The organism is Methylobacterium sp. E-065 (assembly GCF_022829605.1).
Classification (GTDB): Bacteria; Pseudomonadota; Alphaproteobacteria; order Rhizobiales; family Beijerinckiaceae; genus Methylobacterium.
Genome location: NZ_JAKSYD010000296.1, coordinates 97,541 through 123,941, shown reverse-complemented (window position 1 = coordinate 123,941; position 26,401 = coordinate 97,541). Strand labels below are relative to the sequence as shown.

23 protein-coding genes and 1 pseudogene are annotated in these 26,401 nt (G+C 70.6%); 11 read left to right on the top strand and 13 right to left on the bottom strand.

Annotation, left to right across the window (positions count from 1 at the left end; all coding sequences use genetic code 11):
• The first annotated feature begins 143 nt into the window (after positions 1-143).
• The 3 genes from MKK84_RS34440 (at position 144) to MKK84_RS34430 (ending at position 2,700) form a co-directional block, all read left to right on the top strand.
• Positions 144-1,832: a thiamine pyrophosphate-binding protein gene (locus tag MKK84_RS34440; protein ID WP_243927384.1), complete on the top strand. Its 1,689-nt coding sequence runs from the start codon at positions 144-146 to the stop codon at positions 1,830-1,832.
• Between the two features lie 91 nt (positions 1,833-1,923).
• Positions 1,924-2,178, top strand: a complete 255-nt coding sequence (locus MKK84_RS34435) for a type II toxin-antitoxin system Phd/YefM family antitoxin (protein WP_243927382.1) — start codon at positions 1,924-1,926, stop codon at positions 2,176-2,178.
• Between the two features lie 90 nt (positions 2,179-2,268).
• A complete protein-coding gene (locus tag MKK84_RS34430; RefSeq protein ID WP_243927380.1) occupies positions 2,269-2,700 on the top strand; it encodes a type II toxin-antitoxin system VapC family toxin in 432 nt (143 codons plus the stop codon).
• A gap of 18 nt (positions 2,701-2,718) precedes the next feature.
• Here MKK84_RS34430 and MKK84_RS34425 read toward each other — a convergent pair whose 3' ends face one another.
• Positions 2,719-4,047, bottom strand: coding sequence for an Nramp family divalent metal transporter (locus MKK84_RS34425; RefSeq protein ID WP_243927378.1), 1,329 nt, complete (start codon positions 4,045-4,047; stop codon positions 2,719-2,721).
• Between the two features lie 155 nt (positions 4,048-4,202).
• Here MKK84_RS34425 and mntR point away from each other — a divergent pair, with 155 nt between their 5' ends.
• Positions 4,203-4,664, top strand: a complete 462-nt coding sequence (gene mntR, locus MKK84_RS34420) for a manganese-binding transcriptional regulator MntR (protein WP_243927376.1) — start codon at positions 4,203-4,205, stop codon at positions 4,662-4,664.
• A gap of 337 nt (positions 4,665-5,001) precedes the next feature.
• The gene (locus MKK84_RS34415) at positions 5,002-5,217 is read left to right on the top strand and encodes a hypothetical protein (RefSeq protein WP_243927374.1); all 216 of its coding nucleotides are present in this window, start codon (positions 5,002-5,004) and stop codon (positions 5,215-5,217) included.
• 312 nt (positions 5,218-5,529) lie between these two features.
• Here MKK84_RS34415 and MKK84_RS34410 read toward each other — a convergent pair whose 3' ends face one another.
• Positions 5,530-6,714, bottom strand: coding sequence for a putative zinc-binding metallopeptidase (locus MKK84_RS34410; RefSeq protein ID WP_243927372.1), 1,185 nt, complete (start codon positions 6,712-6,714; stop codon positions 5,530-5,532).
• 203 nt (positions 6,715-6,917) lie between these two features.
• Between MKK84_RS34410 and MKK84_RS34405 the strand changes: the two genes are divergently transcribed.
• From MKK84_RS34405 to MKK84_RS34390, 4 genes and pseudogenes are all read left to right on the top strand, one after another.
• Positions 6,918-10,196 carry a DUF2126 domain-containing protein gene (locus MKK84_RS34405; RefSeq protein ID WP_243927370.1) on the top strand — a complete coding sequence of 1,093 codons (3,279 nt, stop codon included), beginning with the start codon at positions 6,918-6,920 and terminating at the stop codon, positions 10,194-10,196.
• Positions 10,197-10,209: 13 nt separating this feature from the next.
• Positions 10,210-12,747, top strand: coding sequence for a circularly permuted type 2 ATP-grasp protein (locus MKK84_RS34400; RefSeq protein ID WP_243927462.1), 2,538 nt, complete (start codon positions 10,210-10,212; stop codon positions 12,745-12,747).
• Positions 12,744-13,643 (top strand): transglutaminase family protein, encoded by a 900-nt coding sequence (locus tag MKK84_RS34395; protein ID WP_243927368.1) that lies wholly within the window; start codon positions 12,744-12,746, stop codon positions 13,641-13,643. Before MKK84_RS34400 ends, MKK84_RS34395 begins: the two co-directional genes overlap by 4 nt.
• 141 nt (positions 13,644-13,784) lie before the next feature.
• Positions 13,785-13,880, top strand: a pseudogene (locus tag MKK84_RS34390) (antitoxin MazE-like protein); the annotation flags it as partial.
• 22 nt (positions 13,881-13,902) lie between these two features.
• Here MKK84_RS34390 and MKK84_RS34385 read toward each other — a convergent pair.
• From MKK84_RS34385 to MKK84_RS34365, 5 genes are all read right to left on the bottom strand, one after another.
• Positions 13,903-14,514 carry a pyridoxamine 5'-phosphate oxidase family protein gene (locus MKK84_RS34385; protein WP_243927366.1) on the bottom strand — a complete coding sequence of 204 codons (612 nt, stop codon included), beginning with the start codon at positions 14,512-14,514 and terminating at the stop codon, positions 13,903-13,905.
• A gap of 7 nt (positions 14,515-14,521) precedes the next feature.
• Positions 14,522-16,222, bottom strand: coding sequence for a lysine--tRNA ligase (locus MKK84_RS34380; RefSeq protein ID WP_243927364.1), 1,701 nt, complete (start codon positions 16,220-16,222; stop codon positions 14,522-14,524).
• 129 nt (positions 16,223-16,351) lie between these two features.
• Positions 16,352-16,630: a type II toxin-antitoxin system RelE/ParE family toxin gene (locus MKK84_RS34375; protein WP_313899391.1), complete on the bottom strand. Its 279-nt coding sequence runs from the start codon at positions 16,628-16,630 to the stop codon at positions 16,352-16,354.
• Complete coding sequence (locus MKK84_RS34370; protein WP_243927360.1) at positions 16,627-16,854, bottom strand: hypothetical protein; 228 nt, start codon at positions 16,852-16,854, stop codon at positions 16,627-16,629. The genes MKK84_RS34375 and MKK84_RS34370 overlap by 4 nt, the downstream gene beginning before the upstream one ends.
• A gap of 77 nt (positions 16,855-16,931) precedes the next feature.
• The gene (locus MKK84_RS34365; RefSeq protein ID WP_243927460.1) at positions 16,932-17,756 is read right to left on the bottom strand and encodes a transporter substrate-binding domain-containing protein; all 825 of its coding nucleotides are present in this window, start codon (positions 17,754-17,756) and stop codon (positions 16,932-16,934) included.
• Positions 17,757-18,021: 265 nt separating this feature from the next.
• Here MKK84_RS34365 and MKK84_RS34360 point away from each other — a divergent pair, with 265 nt between their 5' ends.
• Together MKK84_RS34360 and MKK84_RS34355 are read left to right on the top strand one after the other, a co-directional pair.
• The gene (locus MKK84_RS34360; RefSeq protein ID WP_243927358.1) at positions 18,022-19,899 is read left to right on the top strand and encodes a glycosyltransferase family 2 protein; all 1,878 of its coding nucleotides are present in this window, start codon (positions 18,022-18,024) and stop codon (positions 19,897-19,899) included.
• Between the two features lie 74 nt (positions 19,900-19,973).
• Positions 19,974-20,207: a hypothetical protein gene (locus tag MKK84_RS34355; protein ID WP_243927356.1), complete on the top strand. Its 234-nt coding sequence runs from the start codon at positions 19,974-19,976 to the stop codon at positions 20,205-20,207.
• A gap of 56 nt (positions 20,208-20,263) precedes the next feature.
• On the opposite strand, the gene MKK84_RS34350 is transcribed toward MKK84_RS34355, so the two are convergent.
• The 6 genes from MKK84_RS34350 to hfq all read right to left on the bottom strand — a co-directional run bounded on the left by MKK84_RS34350 (position 20,264) and on the right by hfq (position 26,139).
• A complete protein-coding gene (locus MKK84_RS34350; RefSeq protein ID WP_243927354.1) occupies positions 20,264-20,932 on the bottom strand; it encodes an ATP-binding cassette domain-containing protein in 669 nt (222 codons plus the stop codon).
• Between the two features lie 5 nt (positions 20,933-20,937).
• Complete coding sequence (locus MKK84_RS34345; protein WP_243927352.1) at positions 20,938-21,828, bottom strand: putative selenate ABC transporter substrate-binding protein; 891 nt, start codon at positions 21,826-21,828, stop codon at positions 20,938-20,940.
• Between the two features lie 283 nt (positions 21,829-22,111).
• Entirely contained in the window at positions 22,112-22,342 is a 231-nt protein-coding gene (locus tag MKK84_RS34340) for a hypothetical protein (protein ID WP_243927350.1), read from the bottom strand.
• 458 nt (positions 22,343-22,800) lie between these two features.
• Positions 22,801-24,189, bottom strand: a complete 1,389-nt coding sequence (locus MKK84_RS34335) for an adenylate/guanylate cyclase domain-containing protein (protein WP_243927348.1) — start codon at positions 24,187-24,189, stop codon at positions 22,801-22,803.
• Positions 24,189-25,601 (bottom strand): GTPase HflX, encoded by a 1,413-nt coding sequence (hflX, locus tag MKK84_RS34330; protein ID WP_243927346.1) that lies wholly within the window; start codon positions 25,599-25,601, stop codon positions 24,189-24,191. Before hflX ends, MKK84_RS34335 begins: the two co-directional genes overlap by 1 nt.
• 286 nt (positions 25,602-25,887) lie before the next feature.
• On the bottom strand, positions 25,888-26,139 hold the full coding sequence (gene hfq / locus MKK84_RS34325) for an RNA chaperone Hfq (protein WP_007563033.1): 252 nt from the start codon (positions 26,137-26,139) through the stop codon (positions 25,888-25,890).
• Positions 26,140-26,401 lie beyond the last annotated feature (262 nt).

The following is a 26,401-nucleotide window of genomic DNA, read 5'->3' as shown; positions in this document are numbered from 1 at the left end:
ACCGAAGGGGGCGCAAGCCGACGAAGAGCCGCGCATTGACCCCCTCGATGAGCCTTGGCGCAGGCTGGTGCCAGGCTGCCGCCGGGGCTTGTCCTGGGGTGCCCATGGTCTAGCCTCCGGGCCGATTCGACTGGGGGCCAGACATGACGATCGAGACCGTCGAGGCAGCGGGCCGCCGCCGGGGCGCCGACCTCCTGGTGGAGGTGCTGCGCTCGGAGGGGGTGCGCTACATCTTCGGCAATCCCGGCACCACCGAATTGCCGCTGATCGACGCGCTCACCGAGGCGCCCGACATCGCCTACATCCTCGCCCTGCAGGAGGCGACCGCGGTCGCCATGGCGGACGGCTATGCGCAGGGCGCGCGGCGCCCCGCTTTCCTCAATCTGCACACGGCGGGCGGCCTCGGCCACGCCATGGGCGGGCTGGTGAATTCCCAGGTCTCCGGTACGCCGCTGGTGGTCACCGCCGGACAGCAGGACCTGCGCCACGCGCTGACCGACCCGCTCCTGATGGGCGATCTCGTGGCCATCGCCGACCCGGTGATGAAATGGGCGCGCGAGGTGACGAGCCCGGACCAGATCCCGATCCTGCTGCGCCGGGCTTTTCACGATGCAGGGGCAGCCCCGTCCGGCCCGGTCTTCCTATCGCTGCCCATGGACGTGATGGAGGCGATGAGCACGGTCCCGGCGGGCGAGACCTCGACCATCGACCAGCGGGCGGTGGCGGGCTCCCTCGACCGCTTGGCGGACAAACTCGCCGCGATCGCCCCGGGCCGCCTCGCCCTGATCGCGGGCGACGAGATCGAGGCCTCGGACGCCTCGGCCCAGATGGTGGCGCTGGCCGACCTGCTGGCGGCGCCGGTCTACGGCTCGTCCTGGCCGGCCCACATCCCCTTCCCCACCGCGCACCCCCTCTGGGCCGGCAACCTGCCGACCCGGGCGGATGCCATCGCGGAGATCCTCGGGCGCTACGACGCGGTGTTCGCGCTCGGCGGCAAGTCGCTGATCACCGTACTCTACTCGGAGGTCTCGGCGGTGCCGCCTGGGGTGCAGGTGTTTCAGCTCTCGGCGGATGTGCGCGACCTTGGGCGCACCTACGCCACCGGCCTGTCGACGGTGGGCGACATCCGCGCGTCGCTCGACGCCCTGCTGCCGCTGCTAAGGCCTCGCCTCGCCGACCGGGACGAGGTTTTTGCGGATCTACGCGCCCAGGCCGTGACCGCCCGGGCCGAGCGCCGGGCCAAGCTCGCCGCCGCGGCGGATGCGGCCTTCGAGGATCCGGTGATCGCGCCGCTGGTCGCCGCCCGGGAGGTCGCCCGCGCGGTCGGGGCCGAGACCACCATCGTGGACGAGGCCCCCGCGACGCTGACCCACCTGCGCACTTTCCTCGACAGCTCCTCGGCCCATCAATACGCGGCGATGCGCGGCGGCGTGCTCGGCTGGGGCATGCCGGCCGCGGTCGGGTTTTCCCTAGGGCTCGATCGCGCGCCGGTGGTCTGCGTGGTGGGGGATGGGGCCGCGATGTACTCGCCCCAGGCGCTCTGGACCGCCGCACACGAAAAGCTGCCGGTCACCTTCGTGGTGATCAACAACGCTGAGTACAACATCCTCAAGACCTTCATGAAGGGCCAGGCGCACTACGCCTCGGTGCGCGCCAACCGCTTCATCGCCATGGACCTCACCGACCCGCGCATCGACTTCCCGGCACTCGCCGCCTCAATGGGGGTGCCGGCCCGGCGGGTGACGCGGGCCGCCGACATCGCCCCGGCGATCGAGGCGGGGATCCGGTCGGGGGGCGCCAATCTGGTCGAGGTGGTGGTGCGGGCAACGTGAGGGGGGCTGCCGGAAGGCCAGATCGAGACTGTTTGACAGGTCCGGTCACGCCACCGATCTCTTCTGCACGGCGCGACCTGCGAGGGGCAGCATGACCGAATCGACCTTCACCAGCCGCGAATTCAACCGCGCGCCCGGCCGCATCAGGCGTGCGGCGGCCGAGGGGCCCGTCATCATCATCGAGCGCGGCAAGCCGATCATGGCGGTCCTGCCCTTCGGTGCCTACGAGCGTATGAAAGCGGTTCCCGGCACCATCCTCGATGCCCTCGACATGGAGGGTGTCGGCGAGATCGAGATCGATTTCGACCGGCCGCCGAGTATCCCGCGCCCAGCTTCCTTCGACTAGAGCCGTGCCCAATCGCGCACGGCTCTAAGCCCTTGTTGTGAGGCGCACTCTTGCTCCGAACCGACGTCCACTTCGGCGGAGATCGCTCTCATGTATCTCCTCGACACCAACGTCCTGTCCGAACTGCGCAATCGGCGCAGCGGCAGGATCAGTCCCGAAGTCGAGGCCTGGGCCGAACAGGTCGCACCCCCCAACCTCCCTCTCTCCGTCGTCACGATCATGGAGGTCGAACTCGGTATCGCCCGGTGCGAGCGCCGCGATGCCCGTCAGGCCGCCACGCTGCGCCTCCGGCTGCACGAGCGCGTTCTGCCTGCCTTCGCCGGCCGCATCCTGCCGATCGATAATGCCATCGCGCTGCGCTGCGCGCGTCTTCACGTTCCCGACCCACGGAGCGAGCGCGACGCGTGGATCGCCGCGGCGGGCCTCGTGCACGACCTGACGATCGTTACCCGCAACACCACCGATTTCGCAGCAACCGGCGCGCCATTGCTCAACCCTTGGCATGTGGGCAGCGACAGCTGATCTTCATCCCGACGGGATTCACCCCAGTCCCGGCACCGGCACCCCGAACGCCGCCGCCAGTAGTACCATGTTGAGCGCCAGCACCACCGCCGCCCCCGTCACGGCGGCCGCCTGGGTCAGCGGCCCGTTGGCGAAGGGCCCCATCACGCTCCGGCGCCGAGTGAACAGCACCAGAGCCACCATCGGCACCGGCAGGGCCAGCGACAGCACCACCTGCGACAGGACCAGCGCCCGGGTCGGATCGACGCCGATCGCCACCACCACGAAGGCCGGCAACATGGTCGCGAGCCGGCGGACGAGGAGCGGGATCCGCCAGCCGGTGAAGCCCTGCATCACCATCTGGCCGGCCAGCGTCCCCACCACCGAGGAGGAGATGCCCGACGCCAGCAGCGAGACCAGGAAGGCCGCCCCGGCCGCTGGCCCGAGCAGCGGCGTCAGGGTGCGGTAGGCCTCGCCGATCTCGGCGATCTCGCTGTGGCCGAGATGGAAGGCCGCCGCCGCCATGATGACCATCGCGATGTTGACGAGGCCCGCGAGCAGCAGCGCCACCACCACCTCGCGGTTCGAGTAGCGCACCAGCAGGCGCCGGTCGGCCTCGCTGCGCGGGTTGCCCCGCCCCTGAGTCAGGCCCGAATGCAGGAACAGCGCGTGCGGCATCACGGTGGCGCCGATGATCCCGACCGCGATGGTCAGCGCCTCCGCGTCCGGGATTCTTGGGGTGACGAGGCCTTTCGCCGCCTCGCCCCAGGCCACAGGGGCCACCAGCAGCTCGACCGCGTAACAGAGGCCGATCGTGCCAACCATGACGCCGATGGCGATCTCCAGCGGCCGGAAACCCTCGTGCTCCAGGAGCAGGATCGCGTAGGTGATGACCGCCGTGACCGCCATCCCGGCCATGAGCGGCATGCCGGTGAGCAGCGACAGGCCGATGGCGCCGCCCAAAAACTCCGCGAGGTCGGTCGCCATGGCGGCGACCTCGCTGATGCCCCACAGGGCGAGGCGCACCGGGCGGCTCGTCGCGTCCCGGCAATGCTCGGCGAGGTTTTTCCCGGTGACGATCCCGAGCTTGGCCGAGAGCGCCTGGAACAGCATCGCGGTGAAATTGGCGAGCAACACCACCCAGAGGAGGCCGTAGCCGTAGCGGGCGCCAGCCTGGATGTTGGTCGCGAAGTTGCCGGGGTCCATGTAGGCGATCGACGCCGTCACGGCGGGCCCCACGAACAGCAGGAACCGGCCTCGGCCGCCCCCGCGCCCGTCGAGGACGTCACGGATCGCGCCCTCGGTCCGCCGGCTCATCGCCCCGGGCGCGGCGCTTCCGGGAGCCGTCGCGGCGTTCGGCGCCACCATGCCCACCTTCTCCTCAAAAATATAGCGTAGGCTATATTCAGGGCTGAGCGCGCCGGATTCAAGCCCTAAATGAGGACCTGGTGGGACTCCCCTCCCGCGGGCGGTTCTTGCTAGACAGGGGCGGGGCGGCGCGTGCGTGCCGAGAGGGAGAGCCGATGCAGGAACCGTCCGAGCAGGGCCCGCCCGAGACCGTCCTGGTCGATCCCGAGCGCCACGTGGAGAGCTTTCGCCAGGCCCGCGAGGCCCGGCGCTCCGAGTTGGTCGAGGATTACGTCGAGCTGATCGACGATCTGATCGGCGATGGCGGCGAGGCGCGGCAGGTGGACATTGCGGCGCGCCTCGGCGTGGCGCAGCCGACCGTCGCCAAGATGCTCAAGCGCCTGTGCGAGGACGGGCTCGTCCAGCAGCGGCCCTATCGCGGCGTGTTCCTGACCGAGACCGGCCGTCGGCTGGCCGCCCAGGCCCGGGAGCGCCACCGCATCGTCGAGCGCTTCCTCTGCGCGCTGGGGGTGAGCCCCGAGACCGCCCGTCGGGACGCTGAGGGAATCGAGCATCACGTCAGCGCCGAGACGCTCGAGGCGTTCCGTTCCTTCGCGGCGCGGCACGGGGGGGCATGACGGGCACCTCTTCGGGCGGAGAGCGCCAAGGGCGGTCGATGCAACGCCTCATGGTCAGATCAGCCCATGCGAAACGCATGATGCAGGCCGGTACACTGGCGGTAGCCAAGCTGGGCTTTGGCTCCCAAGTGCGCTGTGAAATCATTGCGGGTGCAGCGCGATTTGCGTTCACGGAGACTTGGTTCGGACACCGGGGTCGGCTGGTGAATCGGGACTGGGCCGCATTGTCGGCCAAGTTCCAGAACGGCCACCCGAAGTGCTTCAACGCCGCGATCTGGCACGACACGACGCTGTGCGGGTTGGCGATCGGTGCCGTGAACCAAGACAGGTTCGTGGCTTGGACTTTCTCGAGGGCAATCCTAATCCGAGGCATCCGCTCAAAGGGCAGGTGATCGGGATCGTGCTCACGATGGCGGAAGCCTACAGGCAACTGATCGGCGTGCCGGAACTCCGGCTCCATCACGTCGACCCGAACATCATCCCTTTGTACAGGTTGAAGGGCTTCGCGCTTGCGCCCGACCTGGGCGGCCTTCCTCATATGGTTCGGCGGTGACCCCGATGCGAAAAGCGGCACGCATCACGAAGCCGGCGATGGCGCGCGGCCACCCCGTCAAGCGGGAGGATCTCCGCTTGCCTGACAGTGCGCAGGCGGCGGCTGCCTTCATGGCGACGGACCTGCCGTGGTTGGCGCGCGGAGCCAGAGAAGCCCTTGCGACGACGCCGGAGGTTCATGGCCGGATGGATGGTCAGGTGCCTCCGCCGCCGACAGAGAGCGGCGAGCGCTAAGGTTCTCGATCCGAGCCTGTACAAGCGTCGCCCCGGCCGAAGCTGAGGGCTTGCTTCAACCCCAAGGTGTCCCCGGCCCTCAACCCGTCGCCGACGCCACCTTCTGACGCAGGCCCATGATCACCGCGCGCAGCATCTCGGCCCCGGCCTCGCCGGCATCCGGCAGGGTGCCGGTGCGGGAGGCGTAGATCCGCTCGTGCACGAAGGCGAGCTTCGCGATCACCGTTGGTGTCAACTTGAACGGGTAGAGCGCCGATTGGCCCATGCTGTGGGACAGCGAATTGATCGCGTAGGTCAGCGGCAGCCACGCCGCGATCAGCCGGTCGAGGTCCAGGGTGTTGTAGGGGTCGAAGTCGATCACCGTCGGCGACGCCGACCTGTGGCGCAGGCGCGGGCGCACGTGCAGCTCGAAGGTCGAGGCGGTCTCGAGCGTGTCGACGATGTGCAGGTAATGCGCGAAGGTCTCGGCGAAATCCTCCCACGGGTGGGCCGTGGCGTAGGCCGAGACGTAGGATTCGTCCCAGTCGGCCGGCGCGCCCTTCGCGTAATGATCCTGCAGCGCCTGGACGTAGTTGCGGCGCTCGTCACCGAACAGCGCCCGGAAGGGCTCCCAGGCGGGGCCGTTCAGCACCAGCAGATACCAGAAATAATGCCCGATCTCGTGCCGGAAATGGCCGAGCAGGGTGCGGTAATGCTCGCCGAACAGGATCCGGCGGCGCTCCCGCTCGACATCGTCGGCCTCGGCGATGTTCATGGTGATCAGGCCGTTGATATGGCCCGTCAGCACCGGCGGCCCGCCGGAAAAGCTCTCGGCGGGATCGACCAGGAAGTCGAAGGCCAGCCCGTCCGTGTACTGGGCGCGGGTGGCGAGCGGCAATTCCAGGCAGAGGAGCGAGTAGAACAGCCGGTGCTTGGCGGCCTCGATCGGACGCCAGCGGGTCAGGTTCCAGGGCTGCGACAGGTCCGGCACCACCCGGTTGTGGCGGCAGGCGGTGCAGAAGATGTCGGGGCAGTCTTCCGGCACCAGCCAGTTGCAGGCCCCCGATAGGGCATTGTTGCACAGGCGATAGCGCCGACCGGGATCCGCGTAGGCGTGGAACACCCGCGCGCCGCCCATCAGCGGATGACCCGAGAGCCCCTGCGGCTCCAGGGCCGAGACCTCGTGAACCGCGCACACATAGCCGAGGCGCCGGGCGCAGCTCTCGCAGTCGGTCGCCTCGAAGGTGACCGGCTGGTCGCACGCCTGGCACTGGAAAATCTTCATCGGGCCGTCCCGGGCCGGCATCCGGCCCACCTGCCGGTCAAGCGGGGCTGCGGGGCAAAGTTCCTGCCAGACAGCCGGGCAGATACACAAGGCACCGCACGGAAATTGCTTGTCGGTGGGAGTGTATCGCATAACTGCGCGGTTGGGTCCGGCGCCAGGGACCGGCATCGAGAACCGCGTTCGATCCTTTCGACGGAGCCATCGTGTCGATTAAAGCCGCCCTGCACCACGTCACGCATTACCGCTACGACCGGCCGATCAGCCTCGGGCCTCAGGTGATCCGCCTGCGCCCGGCGCCGCACGCGCGGACCAAGATCCCGGCCTACGCGCTGACGGTGACGCCCGCCAACCACTTCCTGAACTGGCAGCAGGATCCGAGCGGCAATTGGCTCGCCCGGCTCGTCTTCCCGGAGAAGACCGACGAGTTGAAGATCGAGGTCGATCTCACCGCCGACATGGCGGTGATCAACCCGTTCGACTTCTTCGTGGAGGACTACGCCCAGACCCATCCCTTCGCGTACGACGCCGAACTTGCGGAGGAGCTGGCGCCTTATCGCCTGCCGGTCGACGCGGAGTGCCCCGAGATGGAGGCGCTGCTCGCCCGGCTGCCCGACGAGCCCAACACCGTCCTGTTCCTGGTGGCGCTGAACGCCCAGATCGCCGGGGAGACTGCCTACGGCGTCCGCATGGAGCCCGGCGTCCAGACCCCCGCCGAGACGTTGCGGCTCAAGAGCGGGTCGTGCCGCGATTCCGCATGGCTGCTCGTGCAGGTGCTGCGCCGGATCGGCTTCGCCGCCCGGTTCGTCTCCGGCTACCTGGTCCAGCTCGTGCCCGACACCACGGCGGTCGACGGTCCCACCGGCGCCTCGGCGGATTTCACAGATCTGCACGCCTGGGCCGAGGTCTACCTGCCGGGCGCCGGCTGGGTCGGCATGGACGCGACCTCGGGGCTGCTCACCGGCGAGGGCCACATCCCGCTGGCCGCGACGCCGCACTACCATTCGGCCGCGCCGATTTCGGGGGCGATGGAGCCGGCCCAGACCACCTTCGACTTCCAGATGAGCATCACCCGCGTCGCCGAGACGCCGCGGATCACCAAGCCGTTCTCGGAGGCGGTCTGGACGTCCATGGACGCGCTGGGCGAGCGGGTCGATGCCGACCTTGCGAAGCAGGACGTGCGGCTCACCATGGGCGGCGAGCCGACCTTCGTGTCGGTGGACGATTTCGAATCCCCCGAATGGAACATCGCCGCTGTCGGCCCGACCAAGCGCGGCCGCGCCGACCAGCTGATCCGGCGCCTGCGCGACCGGTTCGGGCCCGGCGGCCTGCTCCATTACGGCCAGGGCAAGTGGTATCCCGGCGAGAGCCTGCCTCGCTGGGCCTTCGGGCTCTACTGGCGCAAGGACGGCAAGCCGATCTGGCGCAACCCGGACCTGATCGCTCCGGAGGCTGCGCCCGGTGAGGAAGGAACGGCCACCATCGCGCAGGCCAAGGCGCTCGCCGACGCGCTGGCCCGCCGCCTCGGCCTGCCCGACTACGTCTTTCCGGCCTTCGAGGACGGTGAGCTCTGGGAGAAGAAGGTTGCGGCGCTGCCGGTCAACGTCACGCCGGCCGACGCCAAGTCCGGTTCGGTGGAATTCGATGCGCGGATCAAGCGGGTCTACGCGCGGGGCGTCGGGGAGGCCGCGGGCTACGTCCTGCCGCTGGCGAGCCTGCCCACCGGCAAGGACGGCGATGCCGATCGGGTCTGGATCTCGGAGACATGGGAGTTCCGGCGCGGTGCCACCTTCCTGGTGCCGGGGGACTCGCCGCTGGGCTTCCGCCTGCCCCTGTCGTCCCTGCCCTACGTGCCGCCGGAGCACTATCCCTACTACCAGCCGCAGGATCCCCTGGAGCCCCGCGCCGCGCTGCCCGACGGGCATCCCGGCGAGACGACCGTCAACGGCTCGGGCATCACCGGCGTGGCCGTGCGCACTGCGGTATCGATCGAGCCCCGGGACGGGGTGGTGCGGGTGTTCATGCCGCCGGTGCAGCGCGTCGACGAATACCTCGAACTCGCCGGCCATCTCGAAGCGGCCGCCGCCGAGCTGAACCTGCCGATCCAGATCGAGGGCTACGAGCCGCCCTACGACCCGCGGATCGGCATGATCAAGGTAACGCCCGACCCGGGCGTGATCGAGGTCAACGTCCACCCGGCCGCCTCCTGGCGGGAGGCGGTCGACATCACCACCGACCTTTACGCCGACGCCCGCCAGACCCGGCTCGGCGCCGAGAAGTTCATGGTCGACGGGCGCCACACCGGCACCGGCGGCGGCAACCACGTGGTGATGGGCGGCGTCACGCCGGACGATTCCCCGTTCCTCCGCCGGCCCGACCTGCTCAAGAGCCTCGTGCTCTACTGGCAGCGCCACCCGGCTCTCTCCTACCTGTTCTCGGGCTTGTATATCGGCCCGACCAGTCAGGCCCCGCGCATGGACGAGGCCCGCCATGACGGGCTCTACGAGCTGGAGATCGCGCTGGCGCAGATCCCCGCCCCCGACGCGCCCAACATCCCGCGCTGGCTGGTCGACCGGGTGTTCCGCAACATCCTCGTGGACGTCTCCGGCAACACCCACCGGTCCGAGATCTGCATCGACAAGCTCTACTCGCCGGACGGCCCGACGGGGCGCCTCGGCCTCTTGGAATTCCGCGCCTTCGAGATGCCGCCGGACGCGCGGATGAGCCTCGCGCAGCAGCTCCTGCTCCGCGCCCTCGTGGCGTGGCTCTGGCGCGAGCCGCAGACCGGGAGTTGTGTCCGCTGGGGCACGAACCTCCACGATCGCTTCATGCTCCCGCATTTCCTCTGGTCCGACTTCCTCGGGGTGCTGGAGGATCTGCGGGCGGCAGGGTACGGTTTCGATCCGGTCGCCTTCGAGGCGCAGGCCCTGTTCCGGTTCCCGGTCTTCGGCGCGGTGGAGCATGGCGGCGTCCGGATGGAGCTGCGCCAAGCGCTGGAGCCCTGGCACGTGATGGGCGAGGAAGGGACAAGCGGGGGCACCGTGCGCTTCGTCGACAGCTCGGTCGAGCGGCTGCAGGTCAAGGTCGAGGGCTTCGTGCCCGAGCGGCACGTCATCGCCTGCAACGGCCGACGCCTGCCCATGACCTCCACCGGCCGCGGCGGCGAGGCCGTGGCGGGCCTGCGCTTCAAGGCGTGGCAGCCGGCCTCCTCGCTGCACCCGACCATTCCGGCCCACGCACCGCTGACCTTCGACATCCTCGATGCCTGGAGCGGGCGCTCGCTTGGCGGCTGCCGCTACCACGTCGCCCATCCGGGCGGGCGCAACTACGAGACCCACCCGGTCAACGCCTACGAGGCGGAGGGGCGGCGCCTCGCCCGGTTCCAGCCGCACGGCCACACCCCGGGCCGGGTGGAGATGCCCCGGCCGGAATCGAGTGCGGAGTTCCCGCTGACCCTCGACCTGCGCACGCCGGCTCCGCAATGATCGGGGGGCCGTGATGGAGGCGGCGCTCGCGGAGAGCCTCGCCCGGGCCGAGCCGGCGGAGGACCCGCGGGCGCGCGTCGCCCGTTGGGCCGCGGGCTACCGGCCGGTCCCCGGGCGGCCGGACGAGTTCCTGGGGCCGGACGGCCAGCCCCGCGGGGCCTGGCCGCGCCTGCTCGACCGCCTCGGCGGCCTCACCGAGACGGAGATCCTGGCCCGCTTCGTCGCGGCGGAGCGGCACATCCGGGACGCCGGCATCTCGTTCCGGATCGCCGGCGACCAGCGCGAGCATCCCTGGCCGCTCGGCTGCCTGCCCCTGGTGATCGAGGGCGCCGAATGGGCTTCGCTGAGCGCCGGCATCGTCCAGCGCGCGGAGCTGATGGAGGCGATCCTCGCCGACGTCTACGGCGATGGAAGGCTGGTCGAGGAGGGGCTGCTCCCCGCCGCGATCGTGGCCGGCACGCCCGAATTCCTGCACCCGCTCCACCGGGTCATGCCTCCCGGCGGCCATTACCTGAAGCTCTACGCCGCCGATCTCGGCCGGGGACCGGACGGGCGCTGGCAGGTGCTGGCCGACCGGACGCAGGCGCCCTCGGGCCTCGGCTGGGCGCTGGAGAACCGGATGGTCCTGGCCCGGACCTTCCCGGACCTCGTCCAGGACCTCCATGTCGAGCGCCTGCCGGCCTTCTTCCAGGCGTTTCGCGACGGACTGACGCTGGGTGCGGAGCGGATCGACCCGCGGATCTGCCTGCTGACCTCCGGCCCCTACAGCAGCACCTATGTCGAGCAGGCGGCGCTCGCCCGCTATCTCGGCCTGATGCTGGTGGAGGGCGACGACCTCGTCATGCAGGATGGGCGCCTGCACGTGCGCACCGTCTCGGGCCTGAAGCGCGCCGACGCCGTGTGGCGGCGGATCGATTCCGATTTCCTCGATCCCCTGGAGCTGAACCCGGCCTCGCGGCTCGGCATCCCCGGTATTCTTGAGGCCCTGCGCAACGGCTCCCTGGTGGTGACCAACATGCCGGGCTCGGGGCTCGTGGAGTCGGCCGCGCTCGCCCCCTATCTCGACGGCATCGCCCGCCGGATCTTCGGCGAGCCCCTGCGGCTCGGCCATCCGCGCACGTGGTGGTGTGGCGACCTCGAAGGTCTGGCGCACGCGCAGGCCAACCTCGACAGCCTGACCCTGCGCCCGGCCGCCACGCCTCAGCGCGGGGCGGGGCGCGACGCGATCCTGGCGGGCCCGGTCCTGGCGGCCGAGCGGGAGCGGGTGGTGGCGGCCCTGCGCGACCGGCCGTTCGACTACGTCGCCCAGGAGGCCGCGCCGCTCTCGACCATGCCGGGCTGGGAGCGCGGCCCGGACGGCCTCTCGCTGGCGCCCCGCCCCTTCGTGGTCCGCGTCTTCGCCACGCGGACGCCGCTCGGCTGGCAGGTCATGCCCGGAGGCTTCTGCCGGGTCGCGGAACGCGAGGATGTCGATCCGATCGAATTGCGGCTCGGTATCCGCTCGGCGGATGTCTGGGTGCTCTCGGAAAAACCAGTCGCCGCGCCCCCGATCGGCCTGCACGCGGCACCGCGGGTGCGCCGCGTCGGCGGACACCTCCCCGCCCGGGCGGCCGACGGCCTGTTCTGGCTCGGCCGCTACCTGGAACGCGCCGAGGCGGTGATCCGGCTGGTGCTGGCCCATCTGCGCAGCGTCGGCGACGCGGTCGGGGCCGATATCTCGGGCGCCCTCGACACGCCGGCCGCCCTGGCTTTGCGGGCCCTCCTGTACGAGTGGGCCACCATCGGCGCGGCCGACCTGCCCACCGCCCGCCTCGCCCAGGAGGCGCTGGCGGGGCGCGAGCGGCCGGGTTCGGCCTGGGCCCATGTCGAGTCGGCCCGCCGCAACGCCGCTGCCTTGCGCGCCCGCCTCTCCGGCGAGGCCTGGCGGGTGCTCGCCGATCTCGGCGAGTCCCTCTCCCTCGACACCGGGTGGGCGCTGGCCGAATCCCAGCTCACGGGCCGCGCCGAGCGGGCGCTGAGCCAGCTTGCGGCGCTGTCCGGCCTCACCCACGAGAACATGAGCCGCGCGGAGGGCTGGCACTTCGTCGAGCTCGGCCGGCGGATCGAGCGGGCGGTCAACACCTGCACCTTCGCGCTGGCCTTCGCCAACGACGAGGCGACGCCAGGCTGCCTCGGGGTGATGCTGTCGCTCTGCGACTCGCAGATCAGCTACGGGCGCCGCTACCTGCAGGGGGCGGCCCTCGATCCCGTGCGCGACCTCGTACTGCTCGACCCCTACAACCCGCGCTCGATCGCCTTCCAGGCGGAGGCGATCACCCGCCACCTCGCCGACCTGCCGGCGCTCGCCGCCGACGGCATCCCGGAGCCGCATGTCCGCCTCGCCACCCGGATCCTGGCGGAGCTGCGCAGCGGCGAGGCCGCCGATTTCGATGCCGTGCGCCTCACCGCCCTGGAGACCGACCTCGAGCGCCTCGCCGACGGGATCGCGGCGCGCTACTTCCCGACGGGGCCGAACGCGCTGCGCCCCGAGAAGCTGACGGGGCTGGCGTGATCTACACGTTGCGCCACCGCACCACCTACCGCTACGGCCGGCCGGTGCGCTTCGCCCGCTGCACCCTGCGGCTCAAGCCACAGGACGGTGAGGGCCAGAGCGTGCTGGCGAGCGCCGTCACGATCGATCCGAGCCCCGCCACCGCGGTCACACGGCACGACTATTTCGGGATCGACGCGCTGGCGATCACCCTGGAGACGCCCCACACCGTCTTCAGCGTCGAGGCGCTCTCCACCGTGCGGGTCGAGCGCGCGGCCCCGCCGCCGCCGGAATCCGGGATGGCCTGGGAGCGGGTCCGCGACGCCGTGGTGGCGGGCCGCGACCTCGGCGGTCGGGCGCCGGTGCATTTCCTGTATCCGAGCGGCCGGGTGCCGCTGCTGCCCGAGGTGACCGCCTACGCACGGCCGAGCTTTTCCGCCGGCCGCTGCGCCTACGGGGCGGCCCATGATTTGATGCTGCGGATCGGCCGGGACTTCCGGTTCGATGCCCGCGCCACCAACGTCTACACGCCGCTCGCCGAATCCTTCGCCCTGCGGGCCGGGGTCTGCCAGGATTTCGCCCACGTGATGATCGCGGGCCTGCGGGGCATGGGCCTGCCGGCGGCCTATGTCAGCGGCTACCTGCGCACGGTGCCGCCGCCGGGTCGCCCCCGCCTGCGCGGGGCCGACGCGAGCCACGCCTGGGTCGCGGTCTGGTGCGGCGCGGGCTGGCTCGGCTTGGATCCGACCAACGGCGTGCCGATCAGAGACGACCACATCGTGGTGGCGCGCGGCCGCGACTACGGCGACGTGGCCCCTCTCGACGGCATCGTCAGCGGCTCGGGCAAGCAGCGCCTCAAGGTCGAGGTCGATGTCATCCCCGATACCGAGACGCAGGATCTGGCGCTGGTGGGGTAAGGCCGACGGTGAAGGCCGGGCCCCACTGTCGGCCTTGACGTCCGGCGCCCGCTCGCTGCACCCTGACCTATGCTGATGAGCGGGACGCCGATGATCACGCCGATCGCGCAGGGAACCTAGGAGACTTACGACACAAGCCGGCCGGGCTTTGCTGCGGAATGCAAGCGCCAGTCGCTGCTGGTCGCGCAAGCCGATGCAGCCGACGACGAACTGGGCGCTTTCCTCGATGCCGCCCTCGCCGATTTCGACGAGCCGTCCCTCACCACATCGTCTTGGCCGCCCGTCCCGGCCATTCCGCATCGTAGCGCTGGCCGCCGACTTCACCCGCGGTCAGCGCCGCCAGGATCGCCCCGGGGGTCGGCAGGCTCGCCGGATCGACCCGGGCCTCCGGATCCCACAGCTTGGCCCGGATGATCGCCCGGGCGCACTGGAAGTACACCTCCGCGACCGTGATCACGATTGCCGTGCGCGGCGCGTGGCCGTCGACGCTGAAGGAGGCCAGCAGATCTGGATCGGCCGAGATCACCGCCCGCCCGTTCACCCGCAGCGTCGTGCCCAAGCCCGGGATCAGGAACAGCAGGGCCACCCGCGGATCGCGCACGATGTTGCGCAAGGAATCGATCCGGTTGTTGCCGCGCCGGTCTGGCAGGATCAGCGTGTGCGGATCGGCAACCCGCACGAAGCCCGGCTGGTCTCCGCGGGGGCTGCAATCAAGCCCTTCCGGGCCGCTCGTCGCCAGCACCGCGAAGGGCGAGGCCGCGATCAGCGCCGCGTAGTCCGGCGTGACCGAGGCCGCTACCTTCACCGTGGAGGCGGGCGCTAGAGGCGCGTGGTAAATCGCCTCCAGGGCGGCGAGGCTGTCGACGATCATCGCGGGCTCAGGCCGCATTCTTGCCGGCCGTGAAGGCCTCGTGCTCGGCCACCAGCGCGCCCGACAGGGCCGAGGCGATCAGGCCCCGCGTCTCCTCAACCCCATAAAGGGCCACGAAGGAGCCGAACCGGGGCCCGCGCGCCTCGCCGAACAACACGTTGTAGAGGCTCGTGAACCACGCCTGCGACACGCCGGGTCGCCCGTCCGGGCTCTTGGCCTTGCCGGACGTGTCGGGGAAGTGGCGCCGCCCGACCTCGTAGACCGCCGCCTGCAGGACCTCCGGATCGGTGGAGCCGGCATGGTCCGCCAACGTCTCCGACAGATCCTCCAGGGCCGCCCGCTCCTCGGGGGTCGGCGCCCGGTAGGTCTTGGCGGGTCGCACGAAGTCCGAAAAATACGTCAGGGCGTGGACCACCAACCGGTCGAGGCCTGGATGGGTCTCCGGCCCGGTCTGCGGCGCGTAGCGGCGGATGAAGCCCCACAGCACCGCCGGATCCTCGGTATTGGCCACCGCCGCGAGGTTGAGCAGCATCGCGAAGGTCAAGCTCGCGCCCTCGACACGCTCGGGCTCCGGCGGGGTGCCGGCGTGCAGGTGCCAGACCGGATTGCCGAGGCGCAGCTTCGCGTCCTGACCGGCATAGCGGTCGAGGAAGCCGATATACTCGTCCACGTGCCGCGGGATCACGTCGAAGAACAGGCGCTTGGCCTCGCGCGGCTTGGTGTACATGAACAGGCTCAAGGATTCCGGCGTGCCGTACTTGAGCCAGTCGTCGATCGTCAGGCCGTTGCCCTTCGACTTCGAGATCTTCTGGCCCTTCTCGTCCAGGAACAGCTCGTAATTGAACCCCTCCGGCGGCTCGCCGCCGAGCGCCCGGGCGATCTTGGCCGAAAGCTTGACCGAATCGATCAGGTCCTTGCCGGCCATCTCGTAATCGACGCCGAGCGCGACCCAGCGCATCGCCCAATCGGGCTTCCATTGCAGCTTGGCGTGGCCGCCGGTCACCGGGGTCTCGTAGCGCTCGCCCGTGGCGGGATCGCGCCACACGATCGTGCCGCTTTCCGCCTTCACCTCGTCGATCGGCACCTGCATCACGTGGCCGGTGACCGGATGGAGCGGCAGGAACGGGGAATAGCTCGCCGAGCGCTCGGCGCGCAGAGACGGCAACATGATCTCCATGACGGAATCGTAGCGCTCCAGCACGCGCAGCAGCACCGTGTCGAACACGCCTTCGCGGTAGCATTCGGTCGCCGAGCGGAACTCGTAGGCGAACCCGAACGCGTCGAGGAAGCGGCGCAATTCGGCGTTGTTGTGCGCCCCGAAGCTGTCATGGGTGCCGAACGGGTCCGGCACCCGGGTGAGCGGCTGGTTGAGATGGGCGGCTAGCATCTCGCGGTTCGGCACATTGTCGGGCACCTTGCGCAGCCCGTCCATGTCGTCCGAGAAGGCGATCAGCCGCGTCGGCACCGCGTCGCGGGTGAGCACCCGGAAGGCGTGGCGTACCATGGAGGTGCGGGCGACCTCCCCGAACGTGCCGATATGCGGCAGGCCCGAGGGGCCGTAGCCGGTCTCGAACAGCACCTCTGTCTTGCCAGTCTTCTCCAGCCGCGCCACGAGCTTGCGCGCCTCCTCGAAGGGCCAGGCGGCGGCGTTGGCGGCGGCTTCGATGGTTTCGGGATCGAGAGTCAGAGCTGGAGGTGCGGCGGGCATGTCTTCTGGGATGAGCGCGAATTGGGAGCGCTCACCCTAGAGCGGTTCGCACCGGAGCGGAACGCCCGGCGGTGCAAGGCGGGGATTCAGTTCCGCGTACCAGAGGCGACACGGCGCCTCCGCTGGCGTTCAGGTTCGCAGTTGCCGAGCGGTCTGTCGAATACTGAGGACGAGGATCTCGTCATCCGCGACGCGATAGGTGATGTCATAGGGATAGGGACGCGCCACGACGCGCCTGATGTCACCGCGGGCGGTCATCGAACCCACGAAGGGAGGGTGCAGCAGAAGGCCCGTGAGCACTTGCAGACGCTTCTGCACACGACGAGCGCCTTGCGCGTTCCGCTGGGCGATGTAGGCGAGCACGCTATCGAGCTGGTCAGCCGCGGGGCGGGTTAGACACAGTCTCACAGCCCATGCTTGGCCCAAATGGCGCGCACCTCCGCATCCGTGGCATAGTCGCCACGTGCAGCCGCAGCTTCGGATTCGTCGAGTTCCGCCTCCTCCTCCGGCGTAAACCGATAGACGGAAGCCCCATCATCCACGAAGGCCAGCATCAGGCGGGCAATCTCGTCCTGCATCTCCGGTGCGAGGACCCGTGCTTTCGCCACGGCCTTCTCGAGCAGATCCGTCATGCGCCGCTCCTGATCCATGGGGACCCGACGCCGTGCAGGATTCCCGATTCGCACTTCCCAGTGGAAGCCTTGGTGTCTCAGAACGGGCTCACCGGAAAGAACCGCAGGTACAATTCGGTGTACTTGCCGTCGTCCCAGACGCGCTGGAGCGCATCATCCAGGGCGCGCGAGAGGGCGGCGTCCTCCGGGCGGGTGATCAGGCCGATGCCCTCCCCGAAATAGCGGTTCTCCAGGTAGTCGCCGCCGGTGAGCGCGCAGCAATTCTCCGCGTCCTGGCCGCCGACATAGAGGGCGAGGTTGAGGCCGTCGGCGAAGAGATAATCGATCTCCCCGCGCTTGAGCGCGCCCTCGGCCGCCGTCAGGTCGGTGAAATCCTTTGGCACCGCCTTCGGGAAGAACGCCTTGAGGTAGGCGGCATGCGCGCTGCCGGCCATCACTCCGACGCTGCGGCCGGCGAGCCCCGCCGCGGAGGGGACTGGTAGGCCCTTGTCGGTCCGGGCCGCGAAGCGTGCTGGCCAGCGGAAATACGGCCGGGTCGCCAGGAATTTTTCGCGCAGGGCCGCCGTCAGGGGGATCGCGGCCGCGACCACGTCGCCCTGCTTGGTGTCCAGCGCGTCGAGCAGGGTGTCGAAGCGGCGCGCCTGCACCGTGCAGGTGATGGCGAGCTTCTCGCAGACCGCGCGGGCGAGTTCGACCACGAAACCCGTCGGGTTGCCGTCGGGGCCGGCGAAGTGCAGCGGCGGGAACTCGTCATCTGTGAGGAAGCGGACCGCCCGGCCGGTCTGGGGAGCCTCGACCCGCTCGCCCCGGCTGCGCGGATTCCAGAAATCCGGCACCGTGACGACGGGCGTCGCAGCCTGACTCTCCGCTGCGGCGGCGCTCGGTGGCGGGCCGCCCCACACAATGCACAGGGCGAATGCGAGTGCGGCCGCCGCGAACCGGATGGGACTGCAGCGCCCGCCGTGCTGCGCCACGCCGGCGTTCCCCGGCAGGGACGCAAGGTCAGCGCAAGAGAGCGGGCCTAAACAGGGGTTTAGAGCTGCCTCTGAGCGCGCCACTCCCGTGGGCGCTTCCGAGAGGTGGGCTGTGCTCCGATCGGAGCGTGGGGACAGGGACTGGCTCACCCGCCGTCCCTATCACGTCCGGGGGCCACCGGGGGAGCGTGGCGTGCCGTTCCAGCGCTCGTCGGCAGGGCCGGGCGGCCTGCCGCCGGAGATCGCCTTCCTGCTGGCGGAGGGCGTGGAGTGCCGGGTGCTGATCCGGGCCGCCGCCGACGCGGCCAAGGCCGGCACGGATGCGGCGACTGCGCTGCTGAATGCCGGCCTGATGGAGGAGGCGGCGTATTACCGCGCCCTCGCCCGGGCGCTCGGGGCCCCCTATTTGGCCGGCCCGATCCGGTTCGGTCCGGGCCTGCGCTTTCCCGAGAGTCTGGTCACCGGTCTCGCGCCGCTGGCATCCGGCTCGGTGGTGCCCTGGGTGGTGGCACCGCGCGGCCAGATCATCGCGAGCCTGCTCGGCAGCCCACGCCGGATCGGCCCGGTGGCCATCACCAGCCCGACCCACCTGCGCGAGGCTGTGTTCGCCGCGATCCCGAAGCAGGTGGCGGATTACGCCGCGCAGGATCGGGCGTGGCACGCGCCCGGGCAGGCGAACGCGCACGAGTCGGCCGTCTGGTGGTTGCTGGTCCTGGCCCTCACGCTCACCGCGGGGCTCTCCCTCTGGGCCGCGCTTCCGGCGCCGCTCGCCCGCGGCGTGGGGCTGATCGTGCAGAGCCTGTTCCTGGCCATGACGACCGTCCGCCTTGCAGCCCTGGCGATTGCAGCGCCGATCACGGCTGCGGTGCCGCCCCTCAGCGATTCCGCCCTGCCGGTCTACACCGTCCTGGTGCCCCTCTACCGAGAGACCGCGGTGGTTCAGGCGCTGCTGCGGGCACTGGCGGCGCTCGATTATCCCCCGGCCAAGCTGGACATCAAGCTGCTGATCGAGGCCGACGATCTGGGGATGCGGGCGATGCTCGCCCGGATCCCCCTGCCCGCCCGGTTCGAGGTGATCGTGGTGCCGCCGGGCGGCCCGCGCACCAAGCCGCAGGCGCTCAATGTCGGCCTGCCGCTGGCCCGGGGAGAGCTGCTCACGGTCTACGACGCGGAGGACGATCCGGATCCCGGGCAATTGCGCCTGTCCGCCGCGCTGTTCGCGCGCCTGCCCCAGCACACTGCCTGCCTCCAGGGGCGGCTCGTGATCGACAATGCCGACGATTGCTGGCTCACCCGCGCCTATGCCGTGGAATATGCCGGTCTGTTCGACGTTCTGAACCCGGCGCTCGCACGGTGCCGGCTGCCGGTCCCGCTCGGCGGCACCTCGATGCACCTGCGCGTCCGGGTGCTGCGGGACCTGGGCGGCTGGAATGCCCACAATGTCACCGAGGATGCCGATCTCGGGATGCGACTGGCGCTCGCGGGCTACACGGTCGGCGATCTGCCGAGTGCCACCACCGAGGAGGCGCCCAATCGGTTCAGGCCGTGGCTCGGCCAGCGCATCCGCTGGCTCAAGGGCCTCACGCAGACGAGCCTCGCCCATGGGCGCAGCCCGCTCGCCAATGCGCGCCGCCTCGGCGCGCTGGAGACGCTCTGCGCCACGGCCCTGGTCCCCGGCACGGTGGTCTCGGCCTTGGTCTACCCGGGCTGTCTCGCGGCGGCGATCTGGTCCTTTCTCGTCCGCGAGATCCCGGTCGCTCCCCGCTTCCTGGACAATCTCGACACGGGGCTCGCCATCACCCTGCTTGGGACCGGGCTCGGGGCCCTCATCCTCCCCGCCCTGCGCGGCTGCATCCGCCGCCGCTGGGGCAATTTCGCCCCGTACGCCCTGGGGATGCCGGTCTACTTCCTGCTGGTCAGCGTGGCGGCTTGGCTGGCGCTGGTCGAACTGGTCCGCGCCCCGGAGCACTGGAACAAGACGCCGCACGGCTTGGCGCGCACCTCGCAACGCGGTCCTCTGCGGCTCCACGCGCAAGCCGGCGCCCGGCAAACCCGGCATGCGATGCGCTGACGACGCCGGCGCAACGCTTCGCGCATCCGCGTCGTTGTCGTCTTGCTGTGTCTCATCAACCCTGGATCGTCATCATGGCCACGATCGCGATCCTGATCGGCACGAAGGCGGGGGCGCGCCTGCTGGCCGCCGGCTCCGAGCGGGAGGCGGCCCTGTCGGCCGAGGCGTTCCTGCTGCGCCTGCCCGTCCGGGCCCTGCCGGCGCCGCTCTGGGTGCAATGCGCCGATCCGGCGGTGAGCGGGCGGCTGACCGGCTATCTCAACGCCCTGCAGGCCGAACAGGTGCGTGAGCGCGGCGCCAGACCCTGACGCGATCGCGAAGCACCCGTCCGACGCGATCGCGAAGCAGGCCGCGCAGACCCGGATCAGGCCGCCGCGTAGAAGGGCTTGAGCCGCGCCGGATCACAATCCTTCACCGGCGCGTCGAGGACGATCCGGCCCGCCTCCAGCACCACGATCCGGTCGGTATGGGCCAGCGCCAGCGCGACGTCGTGGAGCGCCAGGATCAGGGTCTCGTGACTCCGGGCCAGCTCGGCGAGGATCCGGCCGCCCTGCTGGCGGTCGAGCGCCGAGACCGGCTCGTCGCCCACCAGAATGGGCCGTCCGTTGTAGAGGGCGCGGGCCACCGAGACGCGCTGCTGCTGGCCGCCCGACAATTCCCCGGCCTTCGCCCAGAGCCGGTCCGCCAGCCCGACCCGGTCGAGGATGGTTTCGACGTCTGCGACGTCGGCGCGTGCCGGCCGGACCAGATTGCGCAGGTTGTGGAGGGTCGAGCGCCGGTCGAGGCGGCCCATATAGACGTTGTGGAACACCGAGAGCGGGCGCACCAGGGCGGCGGCCTGGGGCACCAGGGCCACCCGGTTGGGGGCCTGCCCGTGGATCAGGCCGATCAGGGTCGACTTGCCGGCCCCCGAGCGGCCCATCAGCGCGACCCGCTCGCCCGCCCGCACCGTCAGGTCGATACCCGGCAGAACCGGGCGCCCGTCATAGGCCGCAGAGGCGTTGTCGAGGACGAGGACCGGGCTGCCCGCCACGCGGTTCAGTCCAGCAGGCCGGTGGACCGGCCGACCTCGACCAGGGGCGCGTAGGCGGCATTGGTCACCGGGATGAACTTGGAGCGCCCGAACGGCTCCAGGATCGCCGGATCGGTGATGCCGGTGAGCGCCGCCCGCAGCCGCTCGGTGAAGCCCGCCCCGTAGATCTGGTCCACGTCGCCCCGGACGGTCCACTGGTAATCGGGGAAGGGCGGGCTCTCCCAGATCACCGAGACCGCCTTGGGGTCGACCTTGCCGGCCTTGGTGTCGAGGTCCCAGACCGAGTAGTCGACGGCGCCGACCGCGAAGGCGCCGGACTGGACCAGCTGGATGGTGCGGCTGTGATCGCCCGAGAAGCCGACCCGGGCAAAAACCTGCTCGGGGCTCTTCCCCGGAAAAGCCTGCCGGATGAAGTATTCCGGCATCAGCCGCCCGGAGGTCGAGGCGCGGGCGCCGAACGTGAAGGTCTTGTCCGCGATGGCCTTCGGAAATTCCGTGTCGGGCTTCAGCCCGGTGGCGGCATTGGCGATGAGGTAGGTCTTGAACGCCGCGTCCTCGGCGCCCTGCGCGATCGCCTGGGCGCCCGGCACGGCCTTGCGGGCCTGGACCCCGGTGAAGCCGCCGAACCACGCGAGCTGCACCTGCCCGTTGGTGAAGGCGGTGACCGCCGCCGGGTAGCTCTTCACCGGAAGGTAGCGCACCGGCACGCCGAGCTTGGACTCCAGGTCGGCAGCGACCTTGCCGAAGCGCTCGACGAGGCGGCTCTCGTCCTGATCGGGGATGCCGGTGAAGACCAGGGGTGGGACCGGCTTGGTCTGGGCCTGCGCGGGGGCGATGGCGGCGAGCGCCGCGAGGCATCCCAGGGCGAACCGCCCCAACCGTCCCGATCCCAGCATCCCATCCTCGCGGTGCGGCCCCCGCTTGGGTGGGGGCTCGAGACCGGGGGCGTAGCAGAAGGTGCGCCGTCCGGCACCCGCATTGACGGGCGCGCCCGGTGTCGTGCGGACGGTGCCAGTTCCGGTTTCGAAAGGTCGAGACCTTTCGCGGGTCCAGGGCGGAGCCCTGGAGGCCGTCTCAGGGCTCCGCCCTAAGAACCCGCCAAAGGGCATGGCCCTTTGGAAACCCAGGATCCTCGGTTCGAACAGGCTCTGGGACTGCTCGAACCGACGAACGCAATGCTCAGCGCATATGACGGCGCATCATGTGGTGGCGGTGGTGGTGCCGGTGCATCATGCGGTGGCGCATCATCCGCGACTGCATCCGGGCGTTGCGGTGCATGCCGGCCATATTGCTGTTGCCCGTGGCGGCGGCGTTGCGGTCGAGGCCGTCGCCGGGGGCCGCCAGGGTCGGGCTGGCGGCGCCGAGGGTGAGGCCGAGCGCGAGCGTCGCGCCGAGGATGAGCTTGTTCATGGGGTCCCGTTCTCCGCGACGCTGCGCCGCGACGACCGAACGGATTAGACTCCGCCCGGTTCCGGTGGCGGGCGTCATGGCGCAGGGCGGCTCAGGCGATGGCGGTGGGGGCCGGCTTCGCCGCGCTCGGGTGGGCTACGGGAGCCACACAGCGCCAGCGGATCGCGACGTAGGCGGCAGGGCGCGGCCTTCCCCCTCTCCCCGCGTGCGGGGAGAGGCCCGCATGGACCTCGTCGTCCATGCGGGAAGCGCAGGCGAAGCCGGAGCGGCGGTGAGGGGGCGATTCCGGAGGAGTCTCGTCCTCAACCGCCCCCTAACCTTCGGCTGCCGCCTCGCTCCGGTGACGACAAAGTCACCGGAGCCCTCTCCCCGCAAGCGGGGCGAGGGGATGCACACGCGGCTATCGTCGGCGGCCGACATGTGGATCTGCAGGCCCCCACGGGAGCGGGGCCCCGCGCTCAGCCCTGGGCCGGTGCGGCCGGACCCGATGTCGGGATCCGCAAGCGCGGGCGGGTCGGATCGGGATCCGGCTCCGCCGCCACGGCGAACAGGGTGAGCCCCTCGGGCAGCACCGCCCCCGGCACCGGAAGCGCCCGGATCCCCTCCGGCAGCGCCCCCCGTAAAAGATCCAAAAAATCCCCCGAGGCGGCGAGATCGAGGTCGGCCGCCTTGGCCTGGGCCTCGATCCGCGACAGGGCGTTCATGGCCGGGCCCAGCACCGTGTATTCGGCCCGGACCCCGTCGTCGAACACCCCGACCAGCAGGTCGCCCGCGTGCAGGGCGACCACGACCCGGAGCGTGAACAGCCCCTTGGCCGCCCGTGCCGCGTTGAGATCCGCGATCCGGTGGCGGAGCGCGCAGGCGCAGGCCAAAGCCGCCCGCGCCTGCGCGTCGGGTGAGCCGACCACGAACTGCACCAGCACCGCGTCGCCGATATACTTGTCCACGAGGCCGCCCGCCTCGGCCACCGCCGCCTGCGCGGCCGCCCGCACGGCGAGCAGCGCCAGCACCATGGTCTCGGGCGGGTGATCGCCCGAGAGCCGGGAGAAGCCGCGGATGTCGAGGATCATCAGGCAGGCGTGGCGCCGGTGGACGCCCAGCGCGGAATCGCCGCCCTCGGCCGAGAGATCGAGGGCGACCGCATCGGGCACGAAGCGCGCCAGCAGGGTCCGCTCGTGCTCCATGCGCAGGGCCCGCGCCACCGCGGCGCGCAGGCGAACCACCCCGTCCACCACCAGCAGGCCCGCCGCCGCGAAGGTGGCCAGCCCCGTGAGCTGCGCGGTCGGAAACGTCTCCGCGTTCGGGAACAGCTCCGGATCCGCCAGCCCGATCAGGAACGTCGCGCTCCAGCAGGCGATGACGACGCCGCAGAACACCACGGTCTGGGCCACCCGCATGCTCAGGCCGGTCTGGAGCAGGAGCAGGAAGGCCGGGAGGCGGCTCACCGCGTCGGCGCCGAGGCCGGCCCCGCCGCCGGCCAGCATGTGCTCGATCAGCACGTAGACGGCGAGCCCCGCATTGAGCCCGGTGCCGGCCCAGCTATAGGCCGCCGCCGCCGGCCCGCCGCCCCGCTCGCGCAGCCCGAACCAGACCGTGCCCAGGCCGTAGAGGGCGAGGATGAACCAGTGGCTCAGGGCGTGCAGCGAGCCGTCATAGGCCTGGGCCGCCATCAGCAGCACCAGCACGATCACGATGCGCAGGCCGAGCAGACGGACGCCGCCTCCGGCCTGCATGGCCCGCAGCACCGCGTCCTCGTCCTGATCCGGCGGCACCGGGCGGTGCGCGACCGGGGGCCGCGCCGTCCGCAGGCCGGGGAGCGGCGGGTTGCCGGCGCGGCCTGAGGCCATCAGCCGCCCCGGCCGAGGCGCCGCGCGGCCGTGAACCGGTTGAGGAAGCGCGGCTCCTTCTCGGGGGCGATCCGCACCGCCAGATGCAGGGTGCCGTCGGCCTCCGACCGGCGGTCCAGAATCTCGGCGTTCTCGTAGAGCCAGTTCAGCGCCGCCCCGTCCTCCGGCGGCAGCGCCACCGCGAAGCTCGCGCGGTTGCGCCCGATCCGCGCCTCGATCCGGCTGGTCAGCGCCGACAGCCCCTCCCCGGTCAGCGCCGAGACCAGAACCGGCGCGGTGCTGTCGCGGTCGTTGCGGGTCTTGGCCTGGCCGCTGAGGTTCAGGAGCCGGGTGCGCTCGTCGTCGTCGAGCAGGTCGGCCTTGTTCCAGACCTCGATGATCCGGTCGGCGCTGGTCTCGATGCCGAGTTCGCGCAGCACGTCGCCGACATCCTCGGCCTGGGCCTCGGAATCGACGTGGGAGACGTCGCGCACGTGGAGCAGCACGTCGGCCTCGATGGCGTCCTCCAGGGTCGCCCGGAAGGCCGCGATCAGCGCGGTCGGCAGGTCGGAGATGAAACCGACCGTGTCGGACAGGATCACGGTCTCGCCGTGGGGCAGCTTGGTCGCCCGGGCGGTGGGATCGAGGGTGGCGAACAGCATGTCCTTGGCGGTGACCTCGGCCTGGGTCAGCGTGTTGAACAGGCTCGACTTGCCGGCATTGGTGTAGCCGACCAGCGCCACGATCGGGTACGGCACCCGCGCCCGGCTCTGGCGGTGCAGGCCACGGGTCCGCACCACCGCGTCGAGGTCGCGCTCGATCCGGGTCATGCGCTCCTGGATCATGCGCCGATCGGCCTCGATCTGGGTCTCGCCGGGGCCGCCGAGGAAGCCGAAGCCGCCGCGCTGCCGCTCCAAGTGGGTCCAGGACCGGACGAGCCGGGATTTTTGATACGCGAGGTGGGCGTGTTCCACTTGGAGCGTGCCCTCCCGCGTGGAGGCGCGCCGCCCAAAAATCTCCAGGATCAGGCCGGTGCGGTCGATGACCTTGGCGCCCCAGGCCTTTTCCAGGTTGCGCTGCTGCACCGGCGACAGGGCGCAATCCATCACCACGAGGCCGATCTCGCGGGCGCGGATCAGGCCGGCGATCTCCTCGACCCGGCCCTTGCCGAGATAGGTCGAGGGGCGGATCCGCGGCAGGCTGATCGCGAGGCTCTCGAGCACGTCGAGTTCGATCGCGGCGGCGAGCCCGGTGGCCTCGTCGAGGCGGGCTTCCACGGAGCGGGTGGGCGCGGCCTGCCCCGGGCCGGGCCCGTAGGCGCCGCGCGCCAGATAGGGGCCGATCACCAGGGTGTGGGTCGCCGCGGCGATCTCGCCCTCGGGGGCGGCCTGCGCCTGGAGGCGGGCTTCGCCGGAGGTCAGCGTTTCGGTCATACGGCCTTTAGCGCCGCCGGGCGGCCGGCGGTTTCGTTGGAGCGATCGGATTCGTCAGAATGGGGATGCGGGCGGGCCGGGCCAAGATGCCGGGCCGTGATGGCCGCAGATATCCGCACGGGCGCACGCGGCTCCGCGTCGCGTGCTCTCCGCGGAGGCTACGATGTTCGCAGATCGTGGTTCGACGGCTGCAGAGCAATCCACGTCGAAGGCCACCGCGCCTTCCCTCCCCCCTCTGCGGGGGAGGGAGACGCGCGGATCCGACCCGCCCTACCCCATCACAACATCACGCCTTCTCGGCGGTCTCGTCCGGCTCGAACAGCTGCACCGGGTGGCCCGGCATGATCGTCGAGATCGCGTGCTTGTACACCAGCTGCGAATGGCCATCGCGGCGCAGCAGCACGCAGAAGTTGTCGAACCACGTCACCACGCCCTGCAGCTTGACGCCGTTGACGAGGAAGATGGTCAGCGGGATCTTGTTTTTGCGGACATGATTGAGAAAAGTGTCCTGAAGGTTCTGTGCGCGTTCGCCCGCCATCTTCTTGGCCTTCTTGTTGTCCCGGTGCGCTCGGCCCGGGATGGGTATGCCGCGGGCCGGATCGTCCGATCACCCCGTCCGCAGCCGTGTATACAACATCACGTCGTCAAAGGGTGGGCGCAAGCAACCCCCGTACCCAGGCGATCCGTAACGGATCGGCGCCGTCCTCAACGCGTCCCTCTGCCCTAAAGCATCGCCCCGGACATTGGAATCGCGGCGCGGCTTCAGCTTCCGGGTTGTCCATCGCCCCGTCCCGAAAGCC